Origin of the sequence: Mycobacterium hubeiense, from assembly GCF_002838065.1 — a bacterium.
GTDB classification, from domain to species: Bacteria; Actinomycetota; Actinomycetes; order Mycobacteriales; family Mycobacteriaceae; genus Mycobacterium; species Mycobacterium hubeiense.
On the sequence record NZ_PIZU01000072.1, the window covers coordinates 1 to 11,222 of the forward strand.

The window sequence follows — 11,222 nt, forward strand, 5'->3', positions numbered from 1 at the left end:
CACCCGCAAGCCTGATCCAGCTTCCAGGACACACCATGCGCGTCAGGCTACGACGGCTCGCCGACAAATCGGTCCAGCGCCGCGACCACCTGTGGAGAAAGTGGTTCGCCGTTGGCGTAGTTGGCCACGTTGTCGGTGGGGTCGTCGCGCAGCACGTGGTTGACGCCCTTGAGTTCGACGACGGTCAAGTCGGTGTGGGCCAGCGCGTCGATCAAAGGGCGTTCCGCGTCGCAGCGGGCCTGCCCGTCGGAGTCCGAACACGTCAACAGCACCGGCGTCCCGGCGGGCACCTTCGCCGCCAACGCCAGCGGGTCGATCGTGTCGGCTTCCCTCACCGCCTTCACGTTGCCCGGATTGAGCACGGCGCCCAGCCCCTCGGGCAGCTGGGCGGGTGCGGTGCCGTTGGCGCGGACCTGCTCGACGGCGGCCAGCCACGTCGCGAGCGTTTCGGGGTTGCCGCCGGCGCGGACGCGGTTGGTGATGATGTCCAGATACCGGCCCGGCAACGGCTGAAACAGCCCCAGCGAGTGGACTTTTGGATCGCCGGCCGCCGCGAGCGACATGGCGTGCATGGTGCCCTCGCCCAGCGCGTACACCGACAGCCGCGTCTTGTCGGTGCCGGGCTGCTCGGCCAGGAAGCGCAGCGCGGCGGCGGCCCCGGCGGTGTAGACGGCGCTGCCGACATCGGCCGGCCTTTGCGCGTAGGGGCCCAGTCCGGTCTTGCCGGTGCCGACCTTGTCGTAGCGCAGGCTGGCCACGTCTCGTTCGGAGAGCAGTTCGGCCAGCTGCCGCATATTGCCGACGGGCCCGGCGACGGCGTTGTCGCCGTTGCGGTCGGTCTGCCCGCTCTCAGAAATCAGCAGGGCGGCCGGGCCGGGTGTGTCGTCGTGGCGGTAGGTGCCGTGAATGGTCAGCCCGTCGGCGACGAAACTGACGTCCTGCTCGGTCCACTGCGGGCCCGATGAGCAACCGACCAGGACGAGAACCGAAACCGCCAGGGCAGCGAGCAGTTTCACAGATGAGTCTCGATCCACGAGGTGACGTCGTCGAGCACCAGCGCCCGCTCGGGCTCGTTGAACACCTCGTGGTACAGCTCGGGATACACCTTGAGGTTGACGTCTTCTGACGCGACGCATTCCACCAGCCGGTAGCTGCCCTCGACCGGGATCAGCTTGTCGTGTTCGCCATGCACCACCAGCAGCGGTTTGCTCAACGCGCCCGCGCGCTGGGGCATCGTCTCGCCGACCTTCAGCAGTGCCCGGGCCACGCCGGCGGGCACCTTGCCGTGCCACACCAGCGGATCGGCGTTGTAGGCGGCCACCACGTCCGGATCACGCGACACCGCGTTGGCGTCGAGCTGCTCGACGGGCAGCCCCGGAACGATCTTGCCGAGCAGCTTGGCGAGCGCCACCATCACGGGCGAGACGACGGATTGCGCCGCCACCGCCGGACCGGACAGCACCATCGCGGTGTAGTCGTCCGGGTGATCGACCCCGTAGGCGAACACGATGCCGCCGCCCATGCTGTGGCCGAGCACGATGCGCCGCAGGTCCGGATGCTCGTCGGCGGCGATGCCGACGAGGGTGTGGAAGTCGCCGGTGTATTCGGAGAGGTCCCGCAGATACACCCGCTTGCCACCGGAGCGGCCGTGGCCGCGGTGGTCCAGCGCGTAGGTGAGCAGGCCGGCTTCGCCGAACCGCTGCGCCACGTGGTCGTAGCGGCGGGCGTGCTCACCGAAGCCGTGCGAGAGTACCACCAGCCCGCGCGCCGGGGTGTCGGGGGTCCACACGTCGTAGACGATGCGGACGCCGCCGACGCCGTCGAAGCTTCGTTCCGTGCGGGTTGTGGCCACCTTGGGCAGAGTAGCGAGTGCTTGTCGGTGTGGCTGCGTAAGCTCGGCGAAGTGACCGTCCTCGCTCACACACTTGATGACGACAGCGCCGAGAACGCCTTCCTCGCCGATGCCCAGCGGTATCGCCGCGAGCTGCTGGCGCACTGCTACCGGATGACCGGGTCGCTGCACGACGCGGAGGATCTGGTGCAGGAAACCTATCTGCGGGCGTGGAAGTCCTACAAAGGCTTTCAGGGCAAATCGTCGGTGCGCACGTGGCTGTACCGGATCGCCACCAACACCTGTCTCACCTCACTGGAAGGCCGGCAGCGTCGGCCGTTGCCGTCGGGCCTGGGCACGCCGAAGTCGGATCCGACGGATGAGATCGTCGAACGCCACGAGGTGCCGTGGCTGGAGCCGCTGCCCGACCCACACGACGATCCCACGGATCCTTCTACGATCGTCGGCTCACGTGAATCCGTGCGGTTGGCGTTCGTGGCTGCGCTGCAGCACCTGTCGCCGCGGCAGCGGGCGGTGCTGGTGTTGCGGGACGTGCTGCAGTGGAAGGCCGCCGAGGTGGCCGAGGCGCTCGGCACGTCGACCGCCGCGGTGAACAGCCTGCTGCAGCGGGCGCGCGCCCAACTCGATGCCGTCGGGCCGAGTGAAGACGACGCCCTCGTCGCGCCCGAGTCTCCCGAGTCGCAGGATCTGCTGGACCGCTACATCAAGGCGTTCGAGGCGTACGACATCGACGAGCTGGTGAAGCTGTTCACCGAGGAGGCGGTGTGGGAGATGCCGCCGTATGACACCTGGTACCAGGGTCCCGAGGCCATCGGCATGCTGTCACGGGTCAAATGCCCCGCCGAGAAACCCGGCGACATGCGGTTGATCCCGACGACGGCCAACGGCCAGCCGGCGGCGGCGATGTACCTGCGCAATCCCGACACCGGCGTCCACGAGGCGTTCCAGTTACACGTGCTCGACGTGGCACCGGACGGCATCTCGCATGTGGTCGCGTTTCTCGACGCGTCGCTGTTCGAGAAGTTCGGCCTGCCGGCAACGCTGGAGACAACCAGCAGTTAGCGCGCCATCGCGTCGAACAACCGCGCGATGTCGGCCGGCGCCACCTGGACGTCGCAGGTTTGCCGCAAGGTCCGCAACGGCTGCGCGATGCGTTGCAGGTCCGCCCACTCCTGCGGATGGGCGATGAAGTAGTTCCGAATCGCACCCTCAGGGTCGGCAGACGCGCCGGCGTTGGTGATCGCCTCGTTCGCGGCGGGATGGCCGGCCAGATAACCGCCGGTCTGCGAGCCGACCGTGCCGATGGCGTTGGACAGCCCCGCCGCCGTGCACTGAGGCTGGGCACCTGCGGTCGGCACGGCGATGGTGGCCCCGGCAAGTACCGCCAGCGCAGCGCCACCGCAAATGCGTCGTAACGTGCTACCTGAATTGTGCATATTCCTCACCTCTAATTGCGGCCCTGACGCCCCCAATAACGCTACGCGCAGGTGGTGGCCTGTTTTGGCGACTTATGCGACGTCGTATACGACAATTGCGCCGCGGCTAAACATGCCCGCGGAAAAGAAGTTCCGAGCACACCTGCGGCCCGCCGCGACGCGCTCCGGCGGACAACTCGGTGAAGGGCTCATAACCGCAGCTAGACAGCTAAGTTGACACCTGTTTTGTAACTTGTTCTATTATCGCTGCTCATGAAGACCAAGGGTGCTCTGCTGTGGGAGCTCAACTCACCGTTCCGGGTCGATGAGATCGAACTCGGTGACCCCGTCGACGACGAAGTGCAGATCCGCGTGCATGCCGCGGGCATGTGCCATTCCGACTACCACCTGACCACCGGAGCCACCCCGATCGGTCTGCCGGCGCTCGGCGGTCACGAGGGCGCCGGCGTCATCACCAAGGTCGGCCGTAACGTCACCGGCCTGGAAGAGGGTGACCACGTCATCCTTGCGTTCATCCCGGCCTGCGGCGTCTGCCCGCCGTGCCTGAAGGGCTTCCGCTCGCTGTGCGACCGCGGCGCGGTGCTGCTGGGCGGCAAGGCCATCGCCGACGGCACCTCCCGCGTCAAGGCGGGCAGCCACGACGTCTCGCCGATGAACCTGCTCGGCACCTTCGCCCCATACATGACGGTGCACAAGGACTCGGTCGTCAAGATCGACAAGGACGTACCGTTCGAGACCGCGGCCATCATGGGCTGTGCAGTGCCGACGGGCTTCGGCTCGGCGACCAACGTCGCCGAGGTGGCACCCGGTGAAACGGTCATCATCATCGGCGTCGGCGGCATCGGCCTCTCGGCGCTCCAAGGCGCGGTCATCTCCGGCGCCAAGCACGTCATCGCCATCGACCCGGTGGAATTCAAGCGTGATCAGGCGATCAAGTTCGGCGCCACCCACGTCTACCCGTCGATGGCCGAGGCCATCGCGCCGGTCATCGACGTCACCCACGGCCTGATGGCCGACAAGACGATCATCGCGGTGGGCGAGATGCGCGGCGAGTACATCGAAGAGGCGATGACGCTGACCGCCAAGACCGGCACCTGCGTGGTGACGGGCATGGGCTCGATGATGGATGTCGACGTCAAGCTCAATCTGTTCCTGTTCACGATGCTGCAGAAGACGTTGAAGGGCAACATCTTCGGCGGCGGCAGTTCACACATCGAGACCCCGCGGCTGGTCGGGCTGTACAAGTCCGGGCTGCTCAAGATCGACGAAATGGTGACCAACACCTACAAGCTCGAGGACATCAACCAGGGCTACGCGGACATGCTCGACGGTAAGAACATCCGCGGCGTGATCAAGTTCGACGAATCCGACTGGTAGCTATCCTGGGGCGTATGCCCTCGATCGTCGACATCCGGCGCGCCGCCGATCGCGGCGTCACCACGACGGACTGGCTGACCTCACGGCACTCGTTCTCGTTCGGCGATTACTACGACCCCGCCAACACCCACCACGGGTTGCTGCTGGTCAACAACGACGATGTCGTCGCACCCGCGTCTGGGTTTGACACCCATCCGCATCGCGACATGGAGATCGTCACGTGGGTGCTCGAAGGTGCACTGGCCCACCAAGATTCGATGGGCAACTCCGGTGTCGTCTACCCCGGGCTGGCGCAGCGAATGTCGGCGGGCGCCGGTGTGCTGCATTCGGAGAAGAACGACTCTGCCACGGAGCCAGTGCATTTCGTGCAGATGTGGGTGCAGCCCGATGAGTCCGGCATCGCTCCAAGCTACCAGCAGCGTGAGATCGAGCTGCGCGACGGCGAAATGGTCACCATTGCCGCGGGCACGGGTGACGCCGCCATCGCCATCCACAACAAGGACGCCGCCCTGCACGTCGCGCGCCTGCAACCCGGTGACGCCGTGACGCTGCCCGAGGCGCGCTACCTGCACGTGTTCGTCGCACGTGGCGAGGTGACGCTGGACGAGTCGCTGTACGAAGGTGACGCGGCGCGGTTCACCGATTCCGGCGGCCAAACCGTCACCGCTGATGAGCCGTCGGAGATTCTGATCTGGGAGATGCATGCGGGCCTGGGCGGCAGGTAGAGCCGCCGGTCTCGTCGTCAGCGCCGCCGTACTGGCGGCGTGTTCGACCAGCCCGGTCCCGGAGCAGGTGCCCACGACGTCACCCGCACCACAAGTCAAGGCCCCCAAGGGTTTTTCGGCTGTCACCGTCGAGGTGCCAGAGGAGTTGGCGCGCCCGCCGTTCGACGTGCCACGCCAGGCGGTCGTGCCGAACGGCTGGACGATGTCAGTGTGGGCTCGCATTCCCCGGGCCAGGTTGGCGGTATGGGCACCGGACGGCGCGCTGCTGGTGTCTGTGCCCGCGAACGGCGAAGTCGTGCGTCTGATGCCGAGTTCCGATGGCCCACCGCACAGGTCGCTGCTGCTTGAGGCGCTGACCCTGCCGCACGGCCTGGGCTTCGCCGGCTCCACGCTGTATGTCGCCGAGAGCGACGAGATCAACGTCTACACCTACAAAGACGGCAAGGCGACCGGGCGCAAGACCGTCGTCGACGATCTGCCCGACGCGAAAAGCCTGGATCTGCACGGCGCCTACACCCACCAACTCAAGAGCGTGGCGGTCGGCCACGACGGCGCCGTCTACTTCTCCATCGGTTCCACCGGCAACATCACGGCCGAGGACCGCGTCGCCAACCCGCCCCGCGCGACGATCATGCGCATTCCGCCCGGCGGTGGGCCCGCGCGACCCTTCGCCACCGGCGTCCGCAACGGCACGGGTCTTGCCGTCGCCCCCGACGGTGCAGTCTGGACGGCGGTCAACGGCCGCGACAACGTGCCCTATCCAGGGCCTGGACCGTCGTACGGCAAGGTCATCCAGGACTACGTCAACAACCATCCGCCCGAGCAGGTGGCCAAACTCACGCCAGGACGCGAATTAGGTTGGCCCTACTGCAATTCCGACGGCGGCCCAGCGAACCTTCCGTTCATCCGCGATGTCCAGACCAATCCCGACGGCCGCAAGCTCCACTGCGCGAGGCTGCCGCCGGTCGAGCAGAGCATGCCCGCGCATGCGGCGCCACTGGGCATGAGCTTCGCGCAGTTGCCGGAACCCTTCGGCCGCGGCGCCTTGATCGGCGTGCACGGGTCATGGAATCGCGAACCGCCGCAGCCACCCGAGGTGGCGTTCTTCCCTTGGCGCAACGGCAATCTGGGCAACCAGCAGACGCTTGTCGGCGGCTTTCAGGCCGACGACGGCTCACGCTGGGGCCGGCCGGTCGCCGCGGTGGCGGGACCGGACGGCGCCATCTACATCACCGACGACCACGGCAACGCGGTCTATCGGCTTGCCCCGCCGGGCGTCTAGCGGACGGTTGTACCGCGACGCCCCACGATCGCCACGTAGGCCCAAATCAGGACGGCCGCAACAACCACGCCGACGATGAAGGGAATCACTGCCCAGCCGCCGCCTTCATTCGAATATTCGAACAGGTTGTAGCAGATCCACGAGCCAAGAAATGACCCGACGATGCCGAGCAGGATCGTCATGATGACACCGATGTTCTGCTTGCCCGGCATGACCAGCCGCGCCAATGCGCCGATGATGGCACCGACGACGATTGCGCTGATAATCGTTCCGATCATTTCTGCTCCTTACTAGGACTGTCGACAGCGGTCGAACCGCTAATACCCACTGTCCTCTTAATTCACGCACTCAGCTTATGGCTGCAATACCCCTGTTGCCGGTTTGTGATACGGATGTGACGAAAGTTGACACTGTTATTGGTGTGGTTAGAGTTGTCGTGTGTCGTTCCCCGCAAACTTCCGGCGTTGCGTCGCGCGGGCCGCGGCGCTGACGCTGTGCGCGGCCGTGGCTTTCACGACCGGGGCACCGACCGCGGAAGCGGCAAACGGGCGCGAATTGTTGGCGGCCGCAATCGCTAACACCAAGGGCTCCTATCTCGTCTACAACTTCGGAAACGGCCATCCCGCGCCGATGCTGAACGCCGGCGGCGGCTGGTACGAGATGAGCAGCGGCGGGCACTTGATGACCATCAAGAATGCGTCGGCCCGGCTGCGTCCCCGCTTGCTGGTCGACACCCACCAGGGCTATCAGGCGCGCTGCGAACGTGATCCGCGTGCCCGCACCAGCGAGGGACTCTGGCAGGCATCCGAGGTCTTCACGCCGCTGGAAGCGTGGCAGGTGTTGGGGCAACCGACAATTGCGGTCAACGCCAACTTTTTTGACGTGCGTGGCCAAAAAGGCGGCTCGTGGCGCGACACCAAGTGCAGCTCGCCGCTGGGCGCCTACGTCGACAACACCCGCGGCCAGGGCCGCGCCAACGCCGCGGTCACCGGCACCATCGCGTATGCCGGTAAGCAGGGGTTGTCCGGCGGCGGCGAGCACTGGTCGGCGCTGGCCACCATGATCCTGCCCGTCGGCGGGCAGCCCTATGTGGTAATGCCCAAGGGCCCCAACGACTATGACTCCGCATCACCGGAGATCCAGCGGCTGCTCGACCGCGGCGCCCGGTTCGTCGCGGTCGCCGGCATCGGCCTGCTGGCGCCCGGCGACACGGGCCAGCTGAACGACGGCGGACCGAGCGCGGCGCGGACCGCAATCGGCTACAACCGGGCCAACGACCAGCTCTACGTCTTCCAGGGCGGCAGTTACACACCGGACAACATGCAGGACCTGTTCCGGGGACTGGGCGCCGACAACGCTGTTCTTTTGGATGGCGGCGGTTCGTCGGCGATCGTGCTTCGACGCGACACCGGCGGAATGTGGAGTGGCGCAGGCGTTCCCAGGGGCAGCTGTGACACCCGTCAGGTGCTGTGCGATTCGCGCGAACGCGCCCTTCCCAGCTGGCTCGCCTTCAACTGACTGCCGCCGTCGCGCGTTGATCCCGGGTTCGCGCCGCGTCTCGTGGGACGATCGTTACTCGAGTGAACAGAGTTACGACGGCACCACGTCCCGCTTCCCGACGCGAGAAAGATGCGAGCGGGCAGGCTACTCTGCCGCAGAAGCATTTTCGGCCCGACATCGAGGGCCTGCGGGCCATCGCGGTGCTGGCCGTCGTGCTCTTTCATGCCGGTCTGCCGGGTCTTGGCGGCGGCTTCATCGGCGTCGACATCTTCTTCGTCATCTCGGGATTCCTGATCACCGGTCTGCTGTGGCGGGAGGCGTCGAGCAGCGGCACGGTGCGGCTGGCCGCGTTCTATGGGGCACGGGCCCGACGATTGTTGCCGGCGGCGGCACTGGTGCTCGTCGCCACGTGCGTCGCATCGGCCGTGCTGCTGCCACCGCTGCAGGCGCGCAACGTCATCGGCGACGGCATCGCGAGCGCCCTGTACGTCGGGAACTACCGCTTCGCGATCCAGGGCACTGACTATCTGGTGGCCGATGTGCCTCCTTCGCCGTTACAGCATTACTGGTCGCTGGGCGTCGAGGAGCAGTTCTACGTGCTGTGGCCGGCGCTGATCCTGGGCAGCGCGTGGTTTCTTGCGCGGCGGTTCGGTTCGGCGGCGCCTCGATCGGTGACGCCGTATGTTGTGGTGCTCGGCGTGCTGGCCGCGGTGTCGTTCCTGATTTCGTTGACGTGGACGGACTCGTGGCCGTCGTGGGCATTCTTCTCGTTGCCCACGCGCGCATGGGAGTTGGCGGTCGGCGGGCTGGTGGCGTTGACCGCCGGCGCGTGGCGTCAGCTGCCGGGACCCTCGGCCGCCATCGTCGGATGGGGTGGGCTGACGCTGATCTTGGTGACCTGCACGCAGATCGGCGAGGCCACGCCGTATCCCGGTACCTCGGCGTTGTTGCCGGTGCTGGGTACCGCTTTGGTGATCGGGGCGGGTTGTGCAACACCGGATCTGGGCGCGGGCCGGTTCTTGTCGAAGCCGGTGATGCGCTCCATCGGGCGGTTGTCGTACTCGTGGTATCTGTGGCATTGGCCGACGCTGCTGCTCGCGCCGTTCGTGTTCGGCGGGACGCTGGGGCTGACGGGTCGGCTGGCGATGGTGCTGGTGTCGTTCGGCTTGGCGATCCTGACACTGCACCTCGTCGAGAATCCGGTGCGGTTCTCGGATGCGCTGCGGCTCTCCGCATCCCGGAGTCTGATGGTCGGTGCGGTGGCGACCGCTATGGCGGTGTGTGTCGGTATCGCGTTGTTGATGGCGCGGCCTGTTCCGGTGGGGCGCGGGGATATGGCGGCCCCGGCGGTGACGCAGGCACCGTCGCCCGACACACCGTCGCCACCGGCGCCTCACGATCAGATCCGAGCGGCGGTGGCCTCCTCGGCCGATGTGCGGGCGGTCCCGGCCAACCTGACCCCGGTGCTGGGTGCGATCCGCAAACCCGAGGTCTTCGTCAACGGATGCGTGCTGTCGTGGCGTGACGTCGTGCAGCCCGAGTGCGTGTCGGGGGACCCGGCGTCGCCGACGACGGTGGCGCTCGTCGGGGACTCTCACGCGGCGATGTGGCAGCCGGCGTTGGAACAGCCTGCGCGCGAGCGTCATTGGCGGCTGCAGACGATGGCCAAGGTGACGTGTCCGCTGATGGATCTCCCGATCAACAGTCCGTATCTGGGACGCGAGTTCACCGAATGCAAGCAGTGGCGCTCCGACATCGTGTCACTGTTGGAGCGAAGACCGTCCCAGCTCGTCGTGCTGGACATGGGCCGGCGTTACGGCGCCGACTTCGGGTTCACCACGTACGACCGTGTGTGGCTTCAGAGCCTGACCAGGTTGGTGCAGAGGTTGCGGGCCACCGGCGCAGGCGTTTTGGTGCTCGGGCCGGTTCCGGATCCGCGGTCCACGGTGCCGACGTGTCTGTCGGCGCATATGGACGATGCGCGTGCGTGCTCGCCGGTGCGTTCGGAAGCGTTGAATGACGGGGAAATTGCGGCGGAAGCCGCCGCGGTGGCCGCCGGTGGCGGGCAGTACGCCGACCTGAGCGAGCTGTTCTGCACGGCGGAGCGCTGCCCAGTCGTCGTCGGCAACACGTTGGTGTACCGCGACGACAACCACATCACGATCGAATACGCGCAAGTACTCGCGCCGGTGCTGGCCGAATTGGTGGATCGGGCGTTTCGCCGGGGTTAGTCGGAGTCGTCGCCTCCAGCGCCGTCATTCGAGTCATTCGATTGCCCGTCGGCACGATCGCGGACGTCGTCCACCGCATCCTTGACGCCATTGCGGACGTCGGTCACCGCCTTCTTCACGGTGTTGCGCGTTTCGGTGACCGCCTCGCGGACCTGGTTGCGGGTGTTGGTGACCGCGGTCCTGATCTGGTTGCGGGTGTCGGTCATGCCCGCGCGGAGGTCCGTGCGACCGTTGCCGATCAACGTTGTTCCCGCGCTACCGTTTCCGGTCAGCACATTGAGCAGCGGACCGTCGTCGTCGGTCGAGGGTTCCTCGTCGGGTGTAGGTGTTACGGGATCAGTGGTGGTCAGCTCGACTGTCTGCGGAGCGTCAGTGGTCGTCGACGTGATGCTCGGCGGGCTGAACGTGTTTACTTCGGGACTCTCGGTGTTCAGCTCGCTGAGCCCTCCGGTGAGGTCGTCGGCGATCTCGGTGAGGCTCGTCAGGTCGAGACCGGAATCGGTGAGTGACAAGGCATTACCAAGACCGAGGAGGCCCAGCAGCGCCGCGAGCGCATTCGGCACCGGGCCACCTGTATTGATGAGACCGTCATCGATCGCCTTTTGGATGCCCTGTACGAGCTGAATGGTGACATCGCCTGGCACCTGCGCCCAGTCGAGTTCTGGGAAGGACCCGAATGCGGTCGGGATATCGGAATCATCGAAGTCCCTGACGTATTCGATGGTGCCGTCCGGATTCTCGACCCGCCTGACATCGGTATAACCGATATTTACCAAGGTCGTGAGGTTGTCCCGGTCTTCGTGGAATTTGAGGTGGCGG

10 protein-coding genes and 1 pseudogene are annotated in these 11,222 nt (G+C 66.4%); 6 read left to right on the forward strand and 5 right to left on the reverse strand.

From position 1 onward, the window contains the following. Positions 1–47: 47 nt before the first annotated feature. Both CWS39_RS27290 and CWS39_RS27295 read right to left on the reverse strand, forming a co-directional pair. Positions 48–1,016, reverse strand: coding sequence for an alpha/beta fold hydrolase (locus CWS39_RS27290; protein ID WP_199178324.1), 969 nt, complete (start codon positions 1,014–1,016; stop codon positions 48–50). Next, positions 1,013–1,852, reverse strand: a complete 840-nt coding sequence (locus CWS39_RS27295; protein ID WP_102145981.1) for an alpha/beta hydrolase — start codon at positions 1,850–1,852, stop codon at positions 1,013–1,015. Before CWS39_RS27295 ends, CWS39_RS27290 begins: the two co-directional genes overlap by 4 nt. 21 nt (positions 1,853–1,873) lie before the next feature. On the opposite strand from CWS39_RS27295, the gene CWS39_RS27300 reads away from it, so the two are divergent. Beyond that, positions 1,874–2,914, forward strand: coding sequence for a sigma-70 family RNA polymerase sigma factor (locus CWS39_RS27300; protein WP_102145982.1), 1,041 nt, complete (start codon positions 1,874–1,876; stop codon positions 2,912–2,914). On the opposite strand, the gene CWS39_RS27305 is transcribed toward CWS39_RS27300, so the two are convergent. Continuing rightward, positions 2,911–3,288: a hemophore-related protein gene (locus CWS39_RS27305; protein ID WP_102145983.1), complete on the reverse strand. Its 378-nt coding sequence runs from the start codon at positions 3,286–3,288 to the stop codon at positions 2,911–2,913. The two genes, CWS39_RS27300 and CWS39_RS27305, sit on opposite strands and share 4 nt — an antisense overlap. Before the next feature lie 252 nt (positions 3,289–3,540). On the opposite strand from CWS39_RS27305, the gene CWS39_RS27310 reads away from it, so the two are divergent. Genes CWS39_RS27310 through CWS39_RS27320 form a run of 3 tightly spaced genes read left to right on the forward strand, consistent with a single transcriptional unit; the run spans position 3,541 to position 6,672 of the window. Further along, entirely contained in the window at positions 3,541–4,665 is a 1,125-nt protein-coding gene (locus tag CWS39_RS27310; RefSeq protein WP_102145984.1) for an NDMA-dependent alcohol dehydrogenase, read from the forward strand. 14 nt (positions 4,666–4,679) lie between these two features. After that, positions 4,680–5,390, forward strand: coding sequence for a pirin family protein (locus CWS39_RS27315; RefSeq protein WP_102145985.1), 711 nt, complete (start codon positions 4,680–4,682; stop codon positions 5,388–5,390). Then, positions 5,368–6,672 carry a PQQ-dependent sugar dehydrogenase gene (locus tag CWS39_RS27320; protein ID WP_102145986.1) on the forward strand — a complete coding sequence of 435 codons (1,305 nt, stop codon included), beginning with the start codon at positions 5,368–5,370 and terminating at the stop codon, positions 6,670–6,672. Before CWS39_RS27315 ends, CWS39_RS27320 begins: the two co-directional genes overlap by 23 nt. On the opposite strand, the gene CWS39_RS27325 is transcribed toward CWS39_RS27320, so the two are convergent. Next, a complete protein-coding gene (locus CWS39_RS27325) occupies positions 6,669–6,950 on the reverse strand; it encodes a GlsB/YeaQ/YmgE family stress response membrane protein (protein WP_102145987.1) in 282 nt (93 codons plus the stop codon). The genes CWS39_RS27320 and CWS39_RS27325 overlap by 4 nt on opposite strands. Positions 6,951–7,110: 160 nt before the next feature. Here CWS39_RS27325 and CWS39_RS27330 point away from each other — a divergent pair, with 160 nt between their 5' ends. Both CWS39_RS27330 and CWS39_RS27335 read left to right on the forward strand, forming a co-directional pair. After that, positions 7,111–8,190, forward strand: coding sequence for a phosphodiester glycosidase family protein (locus tag CWS39_RS27330; protein WP_102145988.1), 1,080 nt, complete (start codon positions 7,111–7,113; stop codon positions 8,188–8,190). A 62-nt stretch (positions 8,191–8,252) separates the two neighbouring features. Further along, positions 8,253–10,403, forward strand: a complete 2,151-nt coding sequence (locus tag CWS39_RS27335) for an acyltransferase family protein (RefSeq protein WP_102145989.1) — start codon at positions 8,253–8,255, stop codon at positions 10,401–10,403. Here the strand turns inward: CWS39_RS27335 and CWS39_RS27340 are convergent. Further along, positions 10,400–11,222 (reverse strand): annotated as a pseudogene (locus CWS39_RS27340) (AAA family ATPase); the annotation flags it as partial. The gene CWS39_RS27335 and the pseudogene CWS39_RS27340 overlap by 4 nt on opposite strands.

Coding starts and splice junctions, on each gene's coding strand:
- CWS39_RS27305 (WP_102145983.1), bottom strand. CDS start 3,288: ATGCACAATTCAGGTAGCACGTTACGACGCATTTGCGGTGGCGCTGCG.
- CWS39_RS27310 (WP_102145984.1), top strand. CDS start 3,541: ATGAAGACCAAGGGTGCTCTGCTGTGGGAGCTCAACTCACCGTTCCGG.
- CWS39_RS27315 (WP_102145985.1), top strand. CDS start 4,680: ATGCCCTCGATCGTCGACATCCGGCGCGCCGCCGATCGCGGCGTCACC.
- CWS39_RS27320 (WP_102145986.1), top strand. CDS start 5,368: ATGCGGGCCTGGGCGGCAGGTAGAGCCGCCGGTCTCGTCGTCAGCGCC.
- CWS39_RS27325 (WP_102145987.1), bottom strand. CDS start 6,950: ATGATCGGAACGATTATCAGCGCAATCGTCGTCGGTGCCATCATCGGC.